The organism is Xylophilus rhododendri (genome assembly GCF_009906855.1).
GTDB lineage: Bacteria > Pseudomonadota > Gammaproteobacteria > Burkholderiales > Burkholderiaceae_C > Xylophilus > Xylophilus rhododendri.
This window is the reverse complement of sequence record NZ_CP047650.1, coordinates 2,926,601-2,947,931: the sequence shown is the minus strand read 5'-3', so window position 1 is coordinate 2,947,931 and position 21,331 is coordinate 2,926,601. Positions and strand designations below refer to the sequence as shown.

Here is a 21,331-nt window from a genome sequence, read left to right as displayed (position 1 = left end):
GATTTGAGGCAAATGCACAACACTGGGGCGCCGGGCGCGGATTTCGCAGCGCTCCCATAATTTGTCGGTTCCGCCCTTCCAACCCTTTCGGAGTCGCCCTTGAGCCAGCTCTTTTCCCCTTGGCAGATCGGCCAGCTGCCGCTGTCCAACCGCGTCGTGATCGCGCCCATGTGCCAGTACTCGGCCGAAGACGGCAACGCCACCGACTGGCACATGATCCATCTCGGCTCGCTGGCCCTGTCGGGCGCCGGCCTGCTGATCCTGGAAGCCACCGCCGTGCTGCCCGAAGGCCGCATCACGCCGACCGACCTGGGCCTGTATTCGGACGCGAACGAGGCCGCGCTGGCCCGGGTGCTGAAGGCCATCCGCCAGCACTCGCCGATCAAGCTGGCGGTGCAGCTCGGCCATGCCGGGCGCAAGGCTTCGAGCCAGGCGCCCTGGATGGGCGGCCAGCAGATCCCCAGCGGCCAGCCCGGCCACTGGCAGGCCGTCGCGCCTTCGGCCGTGCCGCACGGGCCGACCGAGGAGGCACCGCTGGCGCTGGACGCCGCTGGCCTGGCGCGTGTGCGCGAAGGCTTCGCCGAGGCCGCCCGGCGCTGCGCGCGCCTGGGCATCGAAGGCATCGAGATCCACGGCGCCCACGGCTACCTGCTGCACCAGTTCCTGTCGCCCCTGGCCAACCAGCGCACCGACGAATACGGCGGAAGCCTGGAGAACCGCATGCGGTTTCCGCTGGAGGTGTTCGACGCGGTGCGTGCCGCCTTCCCGGCCGAGCTGCCGGTGTGGATCCGGGTGTCGGCCAGCGACTGGGTCGAGGGCGGCTGGGACCTGGAAAGCACCATCGCCTTCGCGCAGGCGCTGAAGGCGCGCGGCTGCGATGCGATCCATGTGTCCACCGGCGGTGTCTCGCCGCTGCAGAAGATTCCGGTGGGCCCGGGCTACCAGGTGAGCTTCGCGCAGAAGGTGAAGGAGGCGACCGGCCTGCCGACCATCGCCGTGGGCCTGATCACCGAGCCGCAGCAGGCCGAGGACATCGTGGCCGGCGGCCAGGCCGACGCGGTCGGCATCGCGCGTGCGGTGCTCTACGACGCGCGCTGGCCCTGGCACGCGGCGGCCGCCCTGGGCGCGCAGGTGGATGCGCCGCCGCAGTACTGGCGCTCGCAGCCGGCCGAGTTCAAGAACCTGTTCAAGGGCTCCCGGCTCGGCCAGCGCTGAATCGGCTCAGCTGAGCACCACGCTGCTCAGGCGACGACGGTAGGTGGCCACCGTCGGGTCTTCCGGCGGGATCTGGCCGTCGGCCACCTTGACCGGCGGCGGCTGGATGATCTCCAGCACCGCGATGAAGGTCTTGCGCGCCAGGTCCTCGCTCCAGGCCTTGTCGCGCATCAGGATCTCCAGCAGCTCGTCCATGGCCTCGGTCCAGGCCTGGGCGGCGATCAGCAGCTGGGCGCGTTCGAAGCGGGCGTCGAAGTCGCGGCGGTTGGCGGCGATGCGGGCCTCGATGGCGGCGAGGTCGGCGTCCTGCGCGAAGTCGTCGGCCTTCATCCAGCGCTGCAGGGCGTCGAGCCGGCGGTCGAGCCCGGCCTTGGCGATGACGGGGGCGAAGGCCACCTTGGCATCGTCGCTGCGGCCGAGCTGCATCAGCAGCTTGACGTAGGCGAAGCGGGCCGCGTCGTCGGCCGGGTCGGTGGCGACGGCGGCCTGCAGGCGTTCGAGCGCGCTGTCGTCGTCTTCCTCTGCCAGGGCTTCTTCGGCGGGCTCGGGTTCGGGCTCTGCCTCATCGGCGGGCGGCACGTGTTTGTCGAGGAACTCGCGCACCTGGCCTTCGGGCAGGGCGCCCATGAAGCCGTCCACCGGCTGGCCGTTCATCAGCAGCACGCAGGTCGGGATGCTGCGGATGCCGAAGGCGGCGGCGAGCTGCTGCTCCTGGTCGGAGTCGATCTTGACCAGCTTGAAGCGGCCTTCGTAAGCGGTCTCCAGCTTCTCCAGCACCGGGCCCAGCGACTTGCAGGGGCCGCACCAGGGCGCCCAGAAATCCACCAGCACCGGCACGGTCTGGGAGGCGGCGATGACTTCGGTTTCGAAGTTTTCTACGGTGACGTCGATCATCGTTTCGAGATACGGATGGAAAGGCGGGATTCAAGCACGATTCGCGGGCCGCGGCGTGTGCCGGGGTGCACCCGGTAAAATCGCGCGCTCTCTACACAGGAGCAGTCATGGGTCCGGTTCAGGTCGGCGTGGTCATGGGGTCCAGCAGCGACTGGGACACCATGGCACAGGCCACGCAAATTCTTCAGCAGTTCGGCATCGTGTACGAGGCCCGGGTGGTTTCGGCGCACCGCATGCCCGACGACATGTTCGCCTACGCCGAGGCGGCCTCCGGGCGCGGCCTGCGGGCCATCATCGCGGGTGCCGGCGGCGCCGCCCACCTGCCCGGCATGCTGGCGGCCAAGACCACCGTGCCGGTGCTCGGCGTGCCGGTGGCCAGCCGGCATCTGCAGGGCGTGGATTCGCTGCACAGCATCGTGCAGATGCCCAAGGGCATTCCGGTGGCGACCTTTGCCATCGGCGCGGCCGGCGCGGCCAATGCCGCCCTCTTCGCCGTCGCCATGCTGGCCAGCACCGACGCGGCCCTGCGCGGCCAGCTCGAAGCCTTCCGCGCGGCGCAGACCGAGGCCGCCCGCGCCATGGCGCTGCCCGACACCGGCAACGCCGCATGACCGTCCAGACCCCCATCCTGCCCGGCGCCACGCTGGGTGTGCTCGGCGGCGGCCAGCTGGGCCGCATGTTCGTGCACTCGGCCCAGAGCCTGGGCTATTTCACCGCGGTGCTGGACGCCGATCCGGACAGCCCCGCCGGCCGGGTCAGCCATCACCATGTCCGCACGGCTTACGACGATGCCGCCGGCCTGGCCGAACTGGCGGGCCTGTGCGCCGCCGTCACCACCGAATTCGAGAACGTGCCCGCGCCCTCGCTGGCCACGCTGGCCACGCGGCTGCCGGTATCGCCCGCCGCGCGCGCCGTGGGCATCGCCCAGGACCGCGCGGCCGAGAAGGCGCACTTCGTGGCCTGCGGCGTGCCCTGCGCGCCCTATGCGGTGATCGAGACGGCCGAGCAGCTGGCCGCCGTCGATGCCCGCCTGCTGCCGGGCATCCTCAAGACCTCCCGCATGGGTTACGACGGCAAGGGCCAGGCCCGTGTTGCCGATGCCGCCGCGCTGGCCGCCGCCTGGGAAAGACTTGGCCGCGTGCCCTGCGTGCTGGAGCAGATGCTGCCCCTGGCCGCCGAATGCTCGGTGGTGCTGGCACGCGGGCGCGACGGCGCCTTCGTGCATTTCCCGGTGCAGCGCAATCTGCACCGCGAGGGCATCCTGGCGGTGACCGAGGTCCACGCCGGCAACATCGACGCGGCGCTGGCGGCCGAGGCGGTGCGCTCGGCGCATGCGATCGCCGACGGCCTGGACTATGTCGGTGTGCTCTGCGTCGAATTCTTCGTGCTGGCCGACGGCCGCCTGGTGGTCAACGAGATCGCCCCGCGCCCGCACAACAGCGGCCACTACACGATCGACGCCTGCGACAGCTCGCAGTTCGACCTGCAGGTGCGCACGCTCTGCGGCCTGCCGCTGGTGCAGCCGCGCCAGCACAGCGCCGCCGTGATGCTCAACCTGTTGGGCGACCTGTGGTTCGATGTCGCCGGCACGCAGCGCACCCCCGCCTGGGCCGAAGTGCTGGCCCTGCCCGGCGCCCACCTGCACCTGTACGGCAAGCGCGATGCCAAGCCCGGCCGCAAGATGGGCCACCTCACCTTCACCGCGGCCGACGCCCGGGGCGCGCGCGACGCCGCCCTGGCGGCCTGCGCGCTGCTGGGCATCGAAGCCTTCTGACCATGGTGCTGGACGGACAGGATCCCGGGGCCATCGCCCGCGCCGCCGAGGCGCTGACGCAGGGCCGGCTCGTCGGCCTGCCGACCGAGACGGTCTACGGTTTGGCGGCCAACGCCGACGACGCCAGCGCCGTGGCGGCCATCTTCACGGCCAAGGGGCGGCCCAGCGACCATCCGCTGATCGTGCACCTGGCGCCCCCGAGCGCCCCGGGGCAAAGGCCCGAGGCACTGGCCCGCTACGCGGCTGATGTGCCGGATTTCGCGGCCCGGCTGATCGATGCCTTCTGGCCCGGCCCGCTCACCCTGATCCTGCCGCGCCGCCCGGAACACGCCGCCGTGGCCGCCGCCGGGCAGGATTCGGTCGGCCTGCGCTGCCCCTCGCATCCGGTGGCCATGGCGGTGCTCACCGCTTGCCTGGCACGCGGCGTGTACGGCGTGGCCGCGCCCAGCGCCAACCAGTTCGGCCGGGTCAGCCCGACCACCGCCGCCCATGTGGCGGCCGAGTTCGACTTCGACCTGCTGGTGCTCGATGGCGGCCCGTGCGATGTGGGCATCGAATCGACCATCGTCGATTGCAGCCGCGGCGCGCCGGTGCTGCTGCGCCCGGGCGCCGTGACCGCCGCGCAGGTCGAAGCCGCCTGCGGCCAGCCGCTGCGCTCGCCGCAGAGCCTGGAGACCGCGGCGCCCCGCGCCTCCGGCACGCTGGAATCGCATTACGCGCCGCGCGCCAAGGTGCGGCTGATGGGCGCCCGCGAGCTGCAGTCCGCGCTCGATGTGCTGGGCGCCGACGCCAGGCGCATCGCGGTGTATGCCCGCTCGGCCATCCGGGCGCCCTCGCCCTCGGTGCTGCTGCGGCCCATGCCCGGCGACGCCCTGGCCGCCGCTCACGAATTGTTCGCCGCCCTGCGCGATTTCGACCGGCAGGGCGTGGCCCTGATCTGGGTGGAAACGCCGCCCGCCGATCCCGCCTGGGACGGCGTGCGCGACCGCCTGCAGCGCGCCGCGGCCGAATGAAACCAAGGTGATACCGCCGGCTTTCCACCCGCTCGCTACACTCCCCCCACTTTTCAGACGGAGATTTTCATGACTGTTTCCTGGTTGCGCCGCACCGCCGTGCTGACCATCGCGTGCGCATCGGCCGCGCTGCTCGCCGCCTGCGGTTCCGGCACCGTCGATTCCGCGATCAGCCCCAGCCGTTTCGTCGTGTTCGGCGATGGCCTGAGCGACGTCGGCCAGACCGGCACCCGCTATACCGTCAACGACGGCACGGTCAACATCTGGGCCCAGCAGCTGGCCTCGCGCTACGGCGTGGGCATCACCCCGCAGTCCTCGGGCGGCACCGGCTACGCCGTGGGCAATGCCCGCGTGACCCTGCATCCCGATGCCGCCGGCGTGGCCAGCACGCCGACGGTGACCGAGCAGATCAGCAGCTTCCTGGCCTCCGACTCGCCCAAGTCGAGCGACCTGATCCTGGTCGGCGGCGGCACTTCCGACCTGCTGGCGGGCTTTGCCGCCTACCGCGCGGGCACCATCACCAGCGACCAGTACGTCGCCCAGGCCCGCACCGCCGGCACCGAACTCGGCGCGCAGGTGCGCCGCATGGTGACGGCCGGTGCCAAGTACGTGATGTCGACCGGCGTCTACGACCTGTCCCGCTCTCCCCTGGGCGCGACCAGCGGCCAGGGCACGCTCCTGAGCGCCGCCGCCACCGCCTTCAACACCGCGCTGGAACTGGCGATCGCCGACCTGGGCGCGAACGTGCTGTATGTCGATGCGCAGTACTACTACAACCTGATCACGGCCTACCCCAGCAGCTACAGCTTCACCGACAGCGGCACCGTGGTGTGCACCTCGGTCGATTCCGGTCCCGGGATCGGCATCGGCAACGGCCAGGTCAACTCGGCCTTGTGCAACACCGGCACCATCGCCAGCGGGCTGGACATCAACCTCTACGAGTTCGCCGACTTCGTGTACTTCACGCCCCAGGCGCAGCGCCTGTTCGGCAACTACGCCTACGACCGCCTGCGCCTGCGGTTCTGAACGGCCGGGCCTCGCAGGCCCGCGAGCAAAGCCCGCCGCGCGCAAGCCCGGCGGGCTTTTTCCATGGCGGTCAGGGCTGCCGCGCGGCCCAGTTCACCAGCGCATCGAAAGCCGGCCGGGCTGCTGCCGCATTCGGATCGTTGGCCACCGCCACCAGCACCCAGCGCCGCCCGCTGGCGGTGTGCACATAGCCAGCCACGGCGGCCACGTCGTTCAGGCTGCCGGTTTTCAGGTGGGCGCTGCCGGCCGCCGCCTGGCTGCGGCGCAGGGTGCCGTCGATGCCCGCCATGGGCAGCGATGCGGCCAGGTCGGGCATCAGCGGCGAGCGCCAGGCGGCCTGCAGCAGGCGCGCCAGGGCCTGGGCGCTGATGCGGCCTTCGCGGCTGAGACCGGCGCCGTTGTCCAGCACCGGCGGCTCCACATCCGGAAAACGCGCGCGCCACCAGCCCTGCACCAGCGCACGGGAGGCCTCGAAGCTGCCGCTGCCGCCGGCCTGCAGCGACAGCGTGAGAAAGACCTGCTGGGCCATCACGTTGTTGCTGTACTTGTTGATGTCGCGGATCACCTCGGCCAGGGTGGGCGAGGCGGCGCTGAAGGCGGGCGCGAAGCCGGCCGGCGCCCGGCCCTCGCGCACGCGCCCGGCCAGGCGACCGCCCATGGCTCGCCACATGCCGGAGATGGCGCGCTCCGCGTAGTGGTCCGGATCGGCATAGGCCACCGGCCAGCTCTTCTCGCCGCATTCGGCCGCGTAGCTGCCGGCGAAGGCGATACGGTCCGGACTGGACAGGTCGGCCTGCAGCGCGCCGCGCCAGTCGCCGCAGGCGGTGCGGGCCGGCGCCAGGGGCACGGTGTCGGGCAGCTTCAGGCCGGCCAGCGGCGGATCGACCATGACCCGCGCACGCCCGATGGCGGGCTCGGGCACGAAGCCCAGGGTGAGGGCGCGGAAGTTGATCAGCAGCGCGTCCGGCGCGGCGTTGTAGGGCTTGCTGGGCTCGCCGTCGAAGGCGGCCGCGTCGTGCGGCGGCAGCACGAAGGCGCTGCGGTCGAGCACGATGTCGCCAGCGATGTTCTTCACGCCCTGGGCCTGCAGGCGCCGCAGCAGCAGCCACAGGCGCTCCATCACCATGGACGGATCGCCCTGGCCCTTGATGAACACATCGCCCTGCAGCGTGCCGTCGGTATCGACCGGGCCGCCGAGCGTCACCGGCGTGTTCCAGCGGAAGGCCGGCCCGAGGATGTCGAGCGCCGCATAGGTGGTGACCAGCTTCATCACCGAAGCGGGATTGACCGGCCGCTCGGCACGCCAGCGCAGGCGCGCGGCGCCGCCATCGGCCGGCGCCACGATCACTGACAGCGCATCGGCCGGCAGGCGCGCCCGCTGCAGCGCGGCTTCCACCTCGGGCGGCAGGCGCTCGGCGCTCTGCGCGGCGGCCGTCAGGGGCAGGCCCGGCAGCGCCAGGGACAAGAGCAGGGCGGCGGCGGCGCGGCGCGAGGAGGAAAAGCTGGGCATCGCGGCAGATCGGGCAGGGAAGAAGGGCGGCAGTCTAACCACCGCGGGCGCCGATAATCGCCGGATGTCCCGCGATTCCCACCGGCTCCTGGCCTTCGACACCAGTACCGATCAGCTCAGCGCCGCCGTCCTGCACGGCGGCCAGACCGAAAGCCGGTCCGGCCCCGGCGGAGCGCAGGCTTCGTCGAGCCTGATTCCCTTCCTGCAATCGCTGCTGGCGCAAGCCGGGCTGGATTTCGCCGGGCTCGACGCGGTGGTGTTCGGCCGCGGCCCGGGCTCCTTCACCGGGCTGCGCACCGCCTGCGCCACCGCCCAGGGCATTGCCTACGGCGCACGCTCGGCGGCCCATCCGCAGGGCCTGCCGGTGCTGCCGGTCGATACGCTGGCCGCGGTGGCCGAAGAGACCCGGGCGCTCAGCGGCGCCACCCGCGTGCTGGCCACGCTGGACGCCCGCATGGACGAGGTCTATGCCCAGGCCCTGGTATGGGATGCCGAAAGCGGACTCTGGCGGGCCGAGGCCGGCGAGGCGCGGCTGCACCGCCCCGAAGACCTGTCCGTGCCCGCGGGCTGGACCCTGGGCGGCAATGCCCACGCGGCCTATGGAGACCGTATCGCGCCGGCCGCCGCCTCGGTGTTCGCCCTGCCCACCGCCGCCGCCCTGCTGCGGCTGGCGCCCGCCCTGATCGCCGCCGGCGGCCTGCGCGGCGCGGCCGATGCGCTGCCGCTGTATGTGCGCGACAAGGTCGCCAAGACCACGGCCGAGCGCGCCGCCGAACGCGCATCCGCCGCGGCCCTGCACGGGCAGCCCTGACGGAAAATACCGCCCATGAGTGCACTGGCAGACGCCCTAGAGGCGCAATTCGAGCCGATCACCGTGGACAAGCTGCCGGCCATCATGCCGATCGAGCAGGAGGCCTACACCCATCCCTGGACCGCCGGCAATTTCGCCGACTCGCTGCGCGCCGGCTACCAGGCGCAGCAGCTGGTGGCGCAGGGCCAGGTGCTGGGCTATTTCGTGGCGATGAAGGGGGTGGACGAAGTCCATCTGCTCAACCTCACCGTGGCCGCGCGTTTCCAGCGCCAGGGCTGGGCCCAGGTGATGCTGGACGCGCTGGCGCTGTGGTCGCGCGGGCAGGGCGCGCTCTGGCTGTGGCTGGAGGTGCGCGCCAGCAATGCCCGCGCGCAGCAGGTCTACGAGGCCCACGGCTACCGCCGCGTGGGGCTGAGGAAGCGCTACTACCCTTCGCACGGCCCGGAGCGGGAAGACGCCATCGTGATGAGCCTGCGCCTGTGGTCCTGAAGGCCGCGCGCGCCGCCGGTCGATAATCGGCCGGTGACCGATACGCCCTACTCCCTGCTGCTCGACGACCGCCAGCGCGCCATGCTGCGCGAGATGGGGGTGCAGGTCTGGATGCCGCGTGTCCCGGCCCCTGCTGCCGCGGCCGCTCCGGCGGCCCCGCCCCTGGCAGCGCCGCCACCGCCTGCGCCGCCGGTCCGCACCGCCGCGCCCGTCGCCGAAACGCCGGCACCAGCCGCCGCACGGCACACCCCGCCGGCCGCCGGCCCCGCCCCCGCCGTCCGGCCCGCAGCCGTGCCGGCTGCGGTTCTGCGCGGCGACTGGCAGGCCATGTCCACACCCGAGGGGGAAGACCCGCAGGCACCCGTCTGGCTGCTGCTGGTGGACAGTCCCACCGCCGACCCCGGTGCCGGCGACGCCGGAAAACTCCTGGCCGCCATGCTGCGCGCCGCCGGCCTGCACCGTGGCGCCCGGGTCTGGGCGGCGGCCGTGGGACGTGAGGGCGAGCCGGGCATCGACCTGTCCGAGGGCCTGGCCCAGGCACTGCAGGCGCACCGGCCCGCCGTGGTGCTGGCGCTGGGCCGGCTGTCCGCCCAAGCCGCGCTGGGCCGCGGCGATCCGCTGGGCCGGCTGCGCGGCGCGGTGCATCCGGTGGACGGTTTCCCGCTGATCGCCAGCTACGAACCGGCCTATTTGCTGCGCGCGCAGGACGACAAGGCGCGCGCCTGGGAAGACATCTGCCGGGCCCTGGCCGTGGTGCGCGGCGAGCGTCCGTAAAATCGGCCGATGACATTTCTCGACCAGCTGCGCGACGCCGAGCGCAAAAACGGCTCGATGCTCTGCGTCGGCCTGGACCCCGAACCCTCGCGTTTCCCCGGCGCCTGGAAGAACGACGCCGGCCGCATCCACGACTTCTGCGCCGCGATCGCCGAAGCCACCGCCGACATCGCCATCGCCTTCAAGCCGCAGATCGCCTACTTCGCCGCCCACCGCGCCGAAGACCAGCTCGAACGCCTGGTCAACACCCTGCAGCGGGTGGCGCCGGGCGTGCCCGTCATCCTGGACGCCAAGCGCGGCGACATCGGCTCCACCGCCGAGCAGTACGCCCGCGAGGCCTTCGACCGCTACGGCGCCGATGCGGTGACCCTGTCGCCCTTCATGGGCTTCGATTCGGTCGAGCCCTATCTGCGCCGGCCGGGCAAAGGGGCCTTCCTGCTGTGCCGCACCTCCAATCCGGGCGGCGACGACTTCCAGGCCCAGCGCCTGCACGGCCTGCCGGGCCAGCCCATGCTCTACGAACGCATCGCCGAACTGGCCCAGGGCGACTGGAACCGCAACGGCCAGCTCGGCCTGGTGGTAGGCGCGACCTATCCGGCGGAGATCGAACGGGTGCGTTCGCTGGCGCCCACGCTGCCCTTGCTGATCCCCGGCGTGGGTGCGCAGGGCGGCGACGCGGCCGCCACCGTCAGGGCCGGCTGGCGCGAGGGCGGGCAGGTCGTCGTGAACTCCTCGCGCGCCATCCTCTACGCCTCCTCCGGCGCCGACTTCGCCGAAGCGGCGCGCACCGCCGCCCTGGCCACACGCGCGCAGCTGCAGGCCGGCCGCGCATAAGGCGCCAGCCACAAGCGGCGAAATGGCGCCAGGGCCATTTCGGGCCACATCTCGCCAAACGATGCTTGAATTTCGATCATCTGGATATTGAGTGAATGCTCACTTGGATCGACGATGGAGGCATGACCACCACCCTTCATCCCGACCCATCGACATCGCTGGCAAATAGCGATGTTCCCAACGTTGAACACGATTCAGGGCCCGAGCCCGCGACCCGGCCCTCCACGGCCTGGCTGACTCCCGCGGCGATCGCCGCGGCCGCGCTGGAAGCCTGCGGCGGCGGCGGCGGCGGCGGAGACGACCCGGCCGCCTCCGTCTCCGCCAGCAGCAGCGATCCCGCCCTGCGCAGCCTGGCGGCCACGCCGATACCCGCCGCCGGCTTGGCCGCCATCGCCAAGACCAGCTATGCCGGCGGCTCCGCGGGGCCGCTGGGGCAGACCCGCGCCTACATGGTCCCGGCCACCGACCAGGAGGCTTCCAGGTTCCTGCAGCAATGCCAGTTCCATGCCTCCGACGGCGACATCGCCCTGGTGCGCTCGCTCGGCTATGCCGGCTACCTGGCGCAGCAGTTCGACGTGGTGCCGGCCAACAACGCCTGGACCTGGCTGGGCCAGCACGGCTATGGCGTGCTGGACAGCAACATCTTCGATTTCACGCCCTACCAGTTCGACTTCGCGGTCTGGTACCAGATCATCAATTCCAAGGACATGGTGCGCAAACGCGTCACGCTGGCGCTGTCGGAGATCTTCTCGGTATCGGCCAACGGCATCGACTACTTCTGGCTCACCTACATCATGGCCAACTGGTTCGACATGCTGTCGAGCTACTCGCTGGGCACCTTCCGAGCCCTGCTGGACAAGGTCTCGCTGCACCTGGCCATGGGCATGTACCTCAACACCCGCGGCAGCCAGAAGGCCGACGCCAACGGCCGGCAGCCCGACGAGAACTTCGCCCGGGAGGTCATGCAGCTGATGACCATCGGCCTGGTCCAGCTCAATGCGGACGGCACACCGGTCGTCTCGGGTGGCGTGCCGCTGGACAGCTACACGCAGAGCGACGTCTCCAACCTGGCGCGGGTCTTCACCGGCTACGACTACAACTGGACCGCCAACGTCATGACCTGGTTCAACGGTCTGCAGACACCCACCACCACCTTCACCCGCCTGCCGATGGCACTGAACGCCAGCCTGCACTCCCCGGAGCAGATCAGCTTCCTCGGCACCACCATCCCGGCGGGCACCGACGCCGAGACGGCGCGGCAGACGGCGCTGGACACCCTGACCAACCATGCCAACGTCGGGCCCTTCATCGGCAGGCAGCTGATCCAGCGGCTGGTCACCAGCAATCCCAGCGCGGCCTATGTGGGGCGTGTGGCGGCGGCATTCGCCAACAACGGCCGGGGCGTGCGCGGCGATCTGGCGGCCACCGTGGCCGCGGTATTGCTGGACGACGAGGCGCGCAGCCCCGCCGGCCTGAGCAATCCGACCTGGGGCCATCTGCGCGAACCGATGCTGCGCATGGCGCAATGGGGCCGCACCTTCGGGCTCAATTCGGCCGCCGGCAGCTGGAAAATGTACGACCAGTCCCTGGTCACGCAACTGGGGCAAAGCCCGCTGCGGGCGCCCTCCATCTTCAATTTCTTCCGGCCCGGTTATGTTCCGCCCGACACCACCATCGCCACGGCGGGGCTGGTGGCGCCGGAATTCCAGCTCGTCAACGAATCGACCGTCAGCGGCTACATCAACTACATGGTGACCGTCGTGCGCTACGGCATATATGTCGGCGCGCCAGACAAGCCACAGATCACCAGCGATGCCTCCGACAGCTTCGACCTGGCCGCCAGCTACACCAACGAATTGCCGCTGGCCACCAATGCGCAGGCACTGGTGGCACGGCTCAACCTGCTGCTCGCCGCAGGGCAGCTGTCCGCGGACACCGTCACCCTGATCGTGAATGCGCTGAACGCCATCCCCCTCACGGACAGCAGCAGCACCAGCGCCAAGCTGGACCGCATCGGCGCGGCCGTGCTGCTGGTCATGTCCTCACCCGAATACCTGGTGCAGAAATGATGAAAACCGTCCCCACTCCCGACATTTCGAGCGAGCCCCGTGCCATCGACACTTCGCGTCGCAGCTTCCTGCAACGCGCCGGCCAGCTCGCGCTCGCCGGCGGCGCCCTGCCGCTGGCGATCGACCTGGCCGTGCTAGGCGAAGCCGCCGCGGCCGATGCATCGGACTACAAGGCGCTGGTCTGCGTGTTCCTCGGCGGCGGCAACGACTACGCCAACACCGTCGTGACCTACGACGACGCCAGCTATGCCAAGTACTTCGCCATCCGCAATGCCGGCGGCATCGCGCTGAGCAAGGCCAGCCTGGCAGCAACGCTGCTCAACCCCAAGACCCCGCTGCCGGACGGGCGCCAGTACGCACTCAACCCGGCCATGACAGGGCTGGCGAACCTGTTCAACAGCGGTCAGGCGGCCGTACAGCTCAACGTCGGACCGCTCGTCGTGCCGCTGACGCGCGTGCAGTACAACAGCCAGGCCTACGCCTTGCCGCCCAAGCTGATGTCGCACAACGACCAGGCCTCGGTCTGGCAGTCGCTGGGGGCCGAAGGCACCACCAGCGGCTGGGGCGGCCGCATCGGCGACCTGGTGCTCTCATCCAACGGCAACGCCACCTTCACCTGCATCTCCGCGGCGGGCAATCTGGTGTTCGTATCCGGCAAGAAGGCGGTGCAATACCAGGTGGGTACCAGCGGTGCCATCGCCATCGCCGCCGTCAAGAAACCGCTCTATGGCTCGGCCGCCGTGCAAGCGGCGCTGGGCACGCTGATCCAGCAGCCGCGCACCCACCTGATGGAAGACGTGTACACCCGGGTGACTGCCCGCGCGATCGCCTCCGAAACCGTGGTCACCGCCGCGATCGGCACGACCAGCGCGGTGCAGACGGTCTTTCCATCGGGCAACACGCTGGCCGACCAGCTGAAGATCGTGGCCCGGCTGATCGCCGGCCGCGCCGGCCTGGGACCGGCCCGGCGCCAGGTCTTCATGGTGTCCCTGGGCGGCTTCGATACGCACGACAACTTCAACGCCCAGCATCCGGACCTTCTCACCAAGGTGAGCGCGGCCATGACGGCCTTCTACAACGCCACGGTGGAGCTCGGGGTGGCCAGCCAGGTCACCGCCTTCACCGCCTCCGACTTCGGCCGCACCCTGGCGACCAACGGCAACGGCTCGGACCACGGCTGGGGCAGCCACCATTTCATCGTGGGCGGCGCCGTCAAGGGACAGGCCTTCTACGGCACCGCGCCGCCGGTCAGCATCGGCAACACCTCCGCGCCGGAAGACCAGTGGCACATCGGCCAGGGCCGGCTGCTGCCGAGCACCTCGGTGGACCAGTACGCGGCCACCCTGGCGCGCTGGTTCGGCGTGGCCGAGGCGGACCTCAACGGCGTGCTGCCCAACCTGAAGAACTTCGGCACGGCTGCCGGGCGGCCCGACTATCCGAGCGACATGGGGTTCATGAACGCCACGTAGGCGATGCGAGCGCCTGCCGTTACGCGCCCGCCTCCCGCGGGCGTTTTTTTGCGGCCGGCTTTCAGAGGGCCGGCTTGGCGCTGGCCTCGGGCAGCTCGATCTTGATGTCGAGCACGTCGAAGTTGTCCTGGCGCTCCAGGTTGACCTTGATGTCGCGCGCATCGATGGCGACGTACTTGGAGATCACCGCCACCAGCTCGCGCTGCAGCGCCGGCAGGTAGTCCGGCCGCGAACCGCCCAGGCCCGTGCGCTCGTGCGCCAGGATGATCTGCAGGCGCTCCTTGGCGACGCTGGCGGTCTTCTTCTTCTCTCCGAGCAGGAGGGAAAGCAGGGACATGGCTGTTACCTCCCGAAGATGCGCTTGAAGAAGCCGGGCTTCTGGGCATCGACGAAACGCATCGGGCGCTCTTCGCCCAGGAAACGCGCCACCACGTCCTTGTAGGCTTCCGACACATCGCTGTTCTCGATGTGGATCGCCGGCGTGCCCTGGTTGGAGGCCTGCAGCACCACTTCGGACTCGGGCACCACGCCCATCAGCGGGATGCGCAGGATGTCCTGGATGTCCTGCAGCGACAGCATCTGGCCGTCTTCCACCCGCAGCGGGTTGTAGCGGGTGATGATGAGGTGTTCCTTGATCGGCTCGGCGCTCTCCACCGCGCGCTTGGTCTTGCTGCCGAGGATGCCCAGGATGCGGTCGGAGTCGCGCACCGAGGAGACTTCGGGGTTGGTCACCACCAGCGCCTCGTCGGCGAAGTACATGGCCATCAGCGCGCCGGTCTCGATGCCGGCGGGCGAGTCGCAGACCACGTAGTCGAAGCCCATGTCGCCCAGGTCCTTCAGCACCCGCTCCACGCCTTCCTGCGTGAGCGACTCCTTGTCTCGCGTCTGCGAGGCGGCCAGCACGAAGAGGTTCTCGCACTGCTTGTCCTTGATCAGGGCCTGGTTGAGATTGGCCTCGCCCTGGATCACGTTGATCAGGTCGTACACCACGCGGCGTTCGCAGCCCATGATCAGGTCGAGGTTGCGCAGGCCGACGTCGAAGTCGATCACCGCAGTCTTGAAGCCGCGCAGCGCGAGGCCCGAGGCGAAGCTGGCGCTGGTCGTGGTCTTGCCCACGCCGCCCTTGCCGGAAGTCACCACGACGATCTTGGCCATGTTGTTGCTGTCCTTGTTGAATTCGGAAAAATTGGAGGATTCGGGGATGTTGGGTGCTCGGCGCCGCGCGCTATTCGAGCGACTCGATCACGAGCTTCTCGCCCACCAGGCTGATCTTGGCCGCGCGGCCCAGGATGCCTTCGGGCAGCGGCGTCTCGGCGGTGCGGTAGATGCCGGCGATGGAGACCAGCTCCGGCTGCATGCAGGTGGCGAAGATGCGTGCGGCGGTGTTGCCGCGCGCACCCGCGATGGCCTTGCCGCGCAGCGGCGCATAGACATGCACATTGCCGTCGGCGATGACCTCGGCGCCGTTGCTCACCGCCGCCATGACGATCAGGTCGGCATTGCGTGCATAGACCTGCTGGCCCGAACGCAGCGGCCGCTCGACCACCATGGTCGGCATGGCCGAGGGCACGGCCGGCGGCGGCGGGGCGACGGCGGCGGCGGGCGCGGCGGCCCGGGGCGCGGGAATGTCGGGCGCTTCGGTCAGGCCGGCGGCGCGGGCGGCATCGAGCTGGTCGGCACGCGCGCCGCGCACACCCACCGGCTGCACCCGCAGGCGGCGCAGCGAGCGCACCAGGGCGGCGAAGTCGATGTCGCTGCCGGGGGGCAGCTGGGCCAGGTCGATCAGCACCGGGTCGTGGTCGAAGAAATCGGCCTGTTCCGCCAGGCGGCGTTCGACCTCGTGCGCCAGTGCGGCCGCGTCCGCCGTGCGCAGCACCACCGAGATCAGCGGCAGGGTGGCGCTCTTCAGGTCGAAACTGGCGCGGGTGGCGGAACCAGGGGATGCGGCCATGGAGACAAGCGGTGTCAAAGTGCGCGAGTTTAGCGGACCGCCGGCACCCGGACCATGCTCAGCGGCGCTCAGGCGGCGGAGACCCGGTTGCGGCCGCTGCGTTTGGCCACATACAGGGCCGCGTCGGCGCGCGCCAGCAGCAGCGAGATCGAGTCGCCCGCCCTTGCCTGGGCCACACCCAGGCTGGCGCTCAGGGTCAGGGTCTCGCCGCCCACTTCCAGCGGATGGCGCGCCAGGGTGGCGCGCAGGCGCTCGGCCAGGGTCATGGCCGCCTCGATGTCGGCATCGGGCAAGAGCAGGCAGAACTCCTCGCCGCCGATGCGGCCGGCCAGGTCCTGGGCGCGGGTGACCTCCTCGCACAGCCGGGCCACCTCGCGCAGCACGCCGTCGCCGGCGGCGTGGCCGTAGCGGTCGTTGATGCGCTTGAAGTGGTCCACGTCCAGCATCACCAGGGCCATCGGCCGGCCATGCACCAGCGCCTCGGTCAGCTCCTGGCTGGCCATGCGCATGAAGTGGCCGCGGCCGGCCAGGCCGGTCAGGTCGTCGGTGGCGGCGGCGCGGCGCAGGGCCTGCTCCTCGGTCTTGCGGGCGGTGATGTCGACCACGGTGGACAGCCGGCCGGGCTCGCCGTCGTACATCACCGGCACCAGGGAGATCAGGGCCCAGAAGTCGCGGCCGCGCGCATCGACGAGATTGGCCTCGAAGTCCTGCACCAGGCCGTTGCGCTGGAAGAGCGCCATCATGCGGTCGCGCTCCGCGGGGTTGCGGTACATGCTGTGCGGGGGCCGGCCGATCAGGGCCTGGGCGCTCATGCCGGCGAGCGCGGCGGCGCGCTCGTTGGCATAGACGAAGGTGTCGTCGGAGGTGCGCGAGACCACCACGGGCAAGGGGATGTTGTGCAGGATGGCGAGGGTGCGCTGCTCGCTGGCGCGCAGCTCGCGGGTGCGTTCGGCCACACGCGCTTCCAGCGAGTCGGCCAGGCCGCGCACCTCGGCATAGAGGCGGGCGTTTTCCAGGGCGCTGACCAGGTTGCCCAGCAGCAGCTGCAGGAACTCGATGCGCTGCGCCGGAAAGGCGCCGATGGCCTCGTCGTTCTCCAGGTAGAGCGCGCCGCTGACCACGCCCTGGCGCAGCAGCGGCATGCACAGCAGGGAACGCACCGGGCGGCGGGCGATGTAGTCGAGGCGGCTCCAGGGGTGTTCCGACAGGGCGTCGTCGGTGCGCACCGGCTGGCCGGTGGCCAGCACGGTGCGCAGGATCTCCAGCGGCAGGCGCGCGCCGGCCTGCTCCAGCGCCAGGGCCTCGGGCGAGGGCGCGCCGGGCGGCGCCTCGTTGTCGGCCTGCAGCAGCCAGCCTTCGCCGCCGCGCAGCACCACCGCCACCCGCACCGCGCCGGCGTTCTCGCGCAGCACCTGCAGCAGGCGCTGCAGCAGGGGCGCGAAGGCAATTTCCGCGGTGACGGCCTGCACCGCCTTCATCAGCGCGCCCAGGTCCAGCGTGCGCGCCGCGGAAGCCGCCACGGTGGGCGCATGGCCGCCGCCGAACAGCGCCGCCGCGGCCGCCGGCGCGCCCCAGCGCAGCAGCACGGCACGCGCCTCGGCCTGCTCGGCCGGCATGTCGAGCAGCAGGGCGCGCTGCTGGCGCACGATGGCCAGCAGCATCAGCTCGTCGGGATCGGCCACCGCCGCCAGGGCCTGGTCCAGGGCCTGGCGCATGGTGGCGTCCTCGCCCGCCACCGCCGCGCGCTGGGCGATCAGCAGCTGCTGCAGCGGCAGCAGCCGCGGGCTGGCGGCCAGCCAGGGGCCGAAGCGCGCCAGGGCGGCATCCACCTGCTGCTGCCAGCCCTCGGGCGGCCGGCCTTCGCGCACCAGCGCCAGCCGGGCCGAGGCGGTGAAGTAGATGCAGAAGGCCACCATGCCCAGGCCGCGTCCGGCGGAGAACAGCGCGGCGGCGGATTCGCCCGCCGCCACCGCCTCCGCATGCCTGCCGGCCAGGGCCAGCAGGCAGCATTCGAAGACATGCACGAAGAGCGCGCCGGTCTGGTCCTTGCGCGCCGCGAAGCCCTCGAGCGTGGCCTCGCGCCGCCAGCCGTCGTGCTCCAACGGCCGCGACAGCAGATGGGGCCGCTGCAGCGCCCGCACCGATTCGTGCAGCACCTGCACATAGTCGTGGGCCACCGGCTGGCGGATGCGGCGCAGCACGCCCAGGTGGCGCGCCAGCAGCGGCTCGACCTGCGCCAGCGGCATGCCGCCCAGCAGCGCATGGCTGCCGTGCAGCACCAGGGCCAGGCTGGCATGGCGCAGGTTGCCGTTCTCCAGGCCGTTGCGGTGCACCTCGATCCAGGCCGGCAGGGTGGGCCGCGGCGGCTCCACCCAATGCTGCAGGAAGGCGCCGAAGGAGAAGCCCGCATGCGCCTGCACCGGCTGCCAGCCGTGGCGCTCGATCAGGCCCAGCGACATGCGGCCCAGCATCCAGCCGAAGCGGTATTCGCCCAGCAGCTCGGCCACCAGCAGGCCCAGCACCGTATAGGCCGAGAGCGCCAGCGGCGCATGGCCGTGGGCCAGCATCAGGCGGATCTGCACCACCGTCAGCAGCGGCAGCAGCGCGGGTCGGGCGATATAGGCGGCGGCGGTCATGCGGGCGATCACCGCCAGCTGCTGCAGCGGCAGCGGCGCCTGCATGGCGGGCAGGTCCTCCAGCGCGGCGATGCCCAGGGCCTCCACCTCCGCACGCACCTCGGCCACCAGGCGCAGCACATCGGCCGGCGCATTGACCTGCGGCAGCGCCAGGTCGAGCAGGGCCAGGGCCTGCAGGCCGAGTTCGATGGTCTCGTCGAGCCGGCCCAGGCCGTAGGAGGCCTCCACCCGCACATCGAGCAGCAGGGCGCGTTCGTGGGCCTGCAGCGACTGGTCCATCGCCGCCTCGATCAGCGACTGCATGGCCGCGTCGTCGCCGGTGAGCCCGGCCATGCGGGCGGCGTGCGCATGCAGCACCAGCGCGCCGGCGCGGTCGCCCTTCCAGGCCGCCGTGCCGGACAGCGCCACCGCGCGCGCCGCATGGTCGGCCGCCAAGTCGAAGGAGGCCCGGTCCCGCGCCAGGAAGGACAGCCGCGTGTTCCAGGCCGCCAGCCGTGCCCGTTCGGCCCGGCCGTCCGCGTCGTGCAGGATCAGCGTGGCGCCGCGGTTGAGGTGGTTGACCACCGCGAAGTCCGGCACGGCCGTATCCATGGTGGCGCACAGCATGCGGCCGATGCGCAGGTGCAGCGCGGCGCGGCGCTCGGGCGGCAGCAGCAGGTAGGCCGCCTCCTGCACCCGGTCGTGGGCGAAGGCCAGCTCCACCTCCAGGCCGGCGCGCTCGGCGGCGTCGAGCACGCCCACCCACTTGTAGCGCACGTCGGTCGGCGCCAGCACGCCGCTGGCCAGGGCCGGCTCCAGGCCGCGCAGCACCGCGTCCTCGCCTTCGCCGCGGATCTGCGCCAGGGTCTGCAGCCGGAACCGCGCATCCAGGCAGGCGGCGATGGTCAGCAGTTCGCGGGTCAGCTCGGGCAGGCGGCGCAGCTGCTCCAGCATCAGCGCGACCACGTTCTCGGCGATGCGTTCGCGGCCGATCTGCACCAGGCTCCAGCGCCAGCGCGGGCCGTCCGGATCGCGCCAGATCAGGCGGCGGCGCTGCAGGTCCTGCAGGAAGCGGCCGAGGAAGAAGGGGTTGCCGCCGGTCTTCTCGTGGCACAGCGCGGCCAGTTCGGCCAGCTCCTCGTCGTCGGCGGCGCGGCTCAGCGTATCGGCGCACAGCGCCACCACGTCCGCCACCTGCAGCGGCCCGACCGACAGGCGCAGGGGCGCGCGGTCGCCGTCGGTCCAGCCCTCGATGTCGCGGGCCAGCGGATGCTCGTCGCCCACCTCGTCGCTGCGGAAGGCGCCCACCACCAGCAAATGGCGCAGGCCGTCGTCCAGCGCCAGCTCGCGCAGCAGGCGGCGTGACACCCGGTCGGCCCACTGCAGGTCGTCGATGAACACCACCAGCGGCTGCTGCGCGCTGCACAGCGCGGAAAAGCAGCTGCACAAGGTGCGCAGGAAACGGTTCTCGGCCTCCTGCGGACCGAGCGGCGGCACGTCGCGCGGCGGCTCGTCGAACAGCAGGGCCAGCTCGGGCACCGCCTGCACCGCCAGATGGGCATTGGCGCCCAGCTGCGCGGCCAGGGCCTCGCGCCAGGGCCGCTGGTGCTCCAGGCTGCCCGCCAGCAGCTGGCGCGCCCGCTGGCGCAGCGCCTGGGCGAAGGCCGCCCCGGGCGCCTGCTGGCCGAACTGGTTGAACTTGCCCTCGATCATCTCGCCGCGCCGCGCCAGCAGGGCGCGCAGCACCTCGTGCACCAGCGCGGTCTTGCCGATGCCCGAAGGCCCCTCCACCAGCACCACCTGGGCCGGCCCGCCGGCCGCCACCTCGAAGGCGGCGAGCAGACGCTGGGTTTCCGCCTCGCGGCCGTACAGCCAGGCCGGCAGCTGGAAACGCTGCGGCAGGTCGCCCATCGCAGGCTCCCAGCCGGCCAGCGCATCCGGCAAGGCCAAATGGGTTTGCAGATAGGCCAGGTCGCGGCGCAGGGCCTCGTGGCTCTGGTAGCGGCCGTCGGGCTGCTTGGCCAGCAGGCGCTCGACCACCGCGCACAGCGCCGCCGGCGCATCGGGCCGCAGCTCGGCCAGCGGCGGCGGCGCCAGCGCCAGGTGCGCATGCACCAGCGCCACCGGGTCCTGCACCGTGAAGGGCGCGCTGCCGGCCAGCATGGTGTAGAGCGTGGCGCCCAGGCCGTAGAAGTCGCAGCGGTAATCCACGTCGCCGTTGGTGCGGCCGGTCTGCTCCGGCGCCATGCAGGCCAGCGTGCCTTCGAGCTCGGCCGGCGCTGCCAGCGCCGGGCGTTCGCTGGAGATCTCGGCGGAGATGCCGAAGTCGATCAGCTTGACCACGCCGCGCGCCAGGTCCATCACCACATTGCCCGGCGCCACGTCCTTGTGCAGGATGTCGTGGGCATGCACCTCGGCCAGCGCGTCGGCCAGGGCCAGGGCGACGAAGAGCGCGTCGGCCAGCGGCAGCGGGCCCTGGCGCAGCAGGTCGCGCAGGGCGACGGCGCCGTCGTCGGGCATGGTGAGGTAGAGCGCGCCGTCGTGGCTGCCCAGCGTCTCGGCGCTGACCACCCGGCTGTGGCGCACCCGGCGCGAGAGTTCGTATTCGCGCCGGAACCGCGCCACGTCGCCCACCGCCAGCGCCTGGTTGCGCAGGAACTTGACCACCAGCGGCCGCTCGTCCTGCAGGCAGCGCAGCACGGTGGAGGCCTCGCCGCGGTAGAGCACCTCCAGCACCTCGAAGCGGCCCAGGCGATCACCCATGACGGCACTCTCGGGAATAACTGCGGGGTGCGGTGCCATGGCCATCGACGGATGATATGGCGGCTTGAAGGCCGTCCGAGGCGCGGAAGCCACAGGCACGGCCGGCGCACCATAAGCATGGCGC

Annotated in this window: 17 protein-coding genes; 11 read left to right on the top strand and 6 right to left on the bottom strand. The window is 71.4% G+C overall.

What is annotated here, in order from left to right:
- Positions 1-99: 99 nt before the first annotated feature.
- Complete coding sequence (locus GT347_RS13535) at positions 100-1,215, top strand: NADH:flavin oxidoreductase/NADH oxidase (protein WP_160552555.1); 1,116 nt, start codon at positions 100-102, stop codon at positions 1,213-1,215.
- Between the two features lie 6 nt (positions 1,216-1,221).
- Here the strand turns inward: GT347_RS13535 and trxA are convergent, their stop codons facing one another.
- The gene (gene trxA / locus GT347_RS13530; protein WP_160552553.1) at positions 1,222-2,109 is read right to left on the bottom strand and encodes a thioredoxin; all 888 of its coding nucleotides are present in this window, start codon (positions 2,107-2,109) and stop codon (positions 1,222-1,224) included.
- 107 nt (positions 2,110-2,216) lie between these two features.
- On the opposite strand from trxA, the gene purE reads away from it, so the two are divergent.
- From purE to GT347_RS13510, 4 genes are all read left to right on the top strand, one after another.
- Positions 2,217-2,720 (top strand): 5-(carboxyamino)imidazole ribonucleotide mutase, encoded by a 504-nt coding sequence (gene purE / locus GT347_RS13525; RefSeq protein ID WP_160552551.1) that lies wholly within the window; start codon positions 2,217-2,219, stop codon positions 2,718-2,720.
- Entirely contained in the window at positions 2,717-3,883 is a 1,167-nt protein-coding gene (locus GT347_RS13520; protein ID WP_160552549.1) for a 5-(carboxyamino)imidazole ribonucleotide synthase, read from the top strand. Before purE ends, GT347_RS13520 begins: the two co-directional genes overlap by 4 nt.
- Positions 3,884-3,885: 2 nt before the next feature.
- Positions 3,886-4,896, top strand: a complete 1,011-nt coding sequence (locus GT347_RS13515) for an L-threonylcarbamoyladenylate synthase (protein WP_160552547.1) — start codon at positions 3,886-3,888, stop codon at positions 4,894-4,896.
- A 69-nt stretch (positions 4,897-4,965) separates the two neighbouring features.
- Complete coding sequence (locus GT347_RS13510; RefSeq protein ID WP_160552545.1) at positions 4,966-5,922, top strand: SGNH/GDSL hydrolase family protein; 957 nt, start codon at positions 4,966-4,968, stop codon at positions 5,920-5,922.
- 70 nt (positions 5,923-5,992) lie between these two features.
- On the opposite strand, the gene dacB is transcribed toward GT347_RS13510, so the two are convergent.
- On the bottom strand, positions 5,993-7,432 hold the full coding sequence (gene dacB / locus GT347_RS13505) for a D-alanyl-D-alanine carboxypeptidase/D-alanyl-D-alanine endopeptidase (protein WP_160552543.1): 1,440 nt from the start codon (positions 7,430-7,432) through the stop codon (positions 5,993-5,995).
- A 64-nt stretch (positions 7,433-7,496) separates the two neighbouring features.
- Here dacB and tsaB point away from each other — a divergent pair, with 64 nt between their 5' ends.
- The 6 genes from tsaB (at position 7,497) to GT347_RS13475 (ending at position 13,878) form a co-directional block, all read left to right on the top strand.
- The gene (gene tsaB / locus GT347_RS13500) at positions 7,497-8,243 is read left to right on the top strand and encodes a tRNA (adenosine(37)-N6)-threonylcarbamoyltransferase complex dimerization subunit type 1 TsaB (protein ID WP_160552541.1); all 747 of its coding nucleotides are present in this window, start codon (positions 7,497-7,499) and stop codon (positions 8,241-8,243) included.
- A 15-nt stretch (positions 8,244-8,258) separates the two neighbouring features.
- Complete coding sequence (gene rimI, locus GT347_RS13495) at positions 8,259-8,732, top strand: ribosomal protein S18-alanine N-acetyltransferase (protein ID WP_160552538.1); 474 nt, start codon at positions 8,259-8,261, stop codon at positions 8,730-8,732.
- Between the two features lie 33 nt (positions 8,733-8,765).
- Positions 8,766-9,506, top strand: coding sequence for a uracil-DNA glycosylase family protein (locus GT347_RS13490; RefSeq protein ID WP_229722297.1), 741 nt, complete (start codon positions 8,766-8,768; stop codon positions 9,504-9,506).
- Positions 9,507-9,515: 9 nt separating this feature from the next.
- The gene (gene pyrF, locus GT347_RS13485; protein ID WP_160552536.1) at positions 9,516-10,340 is read left to right on the top strand and encodes an orotidine-5'-phosphate decarboxylase; all 825 of its coding nucleotides are present in this window, start codon (positions 9,516-9,518) and stop codon (positions 10,338-10,340) included.
- Between the two features lie 122 nt (positions 10,341-10,462).
- A complete protein-coding gene (locus tag GT347_RS13480) occupies positions 10,463-12,409 on the top strand; it encodes a DUF1800 domain-containing protein (RefSeq protein WP_160552534.1) in 1,947 nt (648 codons plus the stop codon).
- Positions 12,406-13,878 carry a DUF1501 domain-containing protein gene (locus tag GT347_RS13475; RefSeq protein ID WP_229722296.1) on the top strand — a complete coding sequence of 491 codons (1,473 nt, stop codon included), beginning with the start codon at positions 12,406-12,408 and terminating at the stop codon, positions 13,876-13,878. The genes GT347_RS13480 and GT347_RS13475 overlap by 4 nt, the downstream gene beginning before the upstream one ends.
- Positions 13,879-13,939: 61 nt before the next feature.
- Here the strand turns inward: GT347_RS13475 and minE are convergent, their stop codons facing one another.
- The 4 genes from minE to GT347_RS27845 form a co-directional block, all read right to left on the bottom strand.
- Positions 13,940-14,215 carry a cell division topological specificity factor MinE gene (minE, locus tag GT347_RS13470; protein ID WP_160552532.1) on the bottom strand — a complete coding sequence of 92 codons (276 nt, stop codon included), beginning with the start codon at positions 14,213-14,215 and terminating at the stop codon, positions 13,940-13,942.
- 5 nt (positions 14,216-14,220) lie between these two features.
- Positions 14,221-15,033 (bottom strand): septum site-determining protein MinD, encoded by an 813-nt coding sequence (minD, locus tag GT347_RS13465; RefSeq protein ID WP_160552530.1) that lies wholly within the window; start codon positions 15,031-15,033, stop codon positions 14,221-14,223.
- Between the two features lie 70 nt (positions 15,034-15,103).
- Positions 15,104-15,829 carry a septum site-determining protein MinC gene (gene minC, locus GT347_RS13460; protein ID WP_160552528.1) on the bottom strand — a complete coding sequence of 242 codons (726 nt, stop codon included), beginning with the start codon at positions 15,827-15,829 and terminating at the stop codon, positions 15,104-15,106.
- 68 nt (positions 15,830-15,897) lie between these two features.
- Positions 15,898-21,207 carry a diguanylate cyclase gene (locus GT347_RS27845; protein WP_160552526.1) on the bottom strand — a complete coding sequence of 1,770 codons (5,310 nt, stop codon included), beginning with the start codon at positions 21,205-21,207 and terminating at the stop codon, positions 15,898-15,900.
- Positions 21,208-21,331 lie beyond the last annotated feature (124 nt).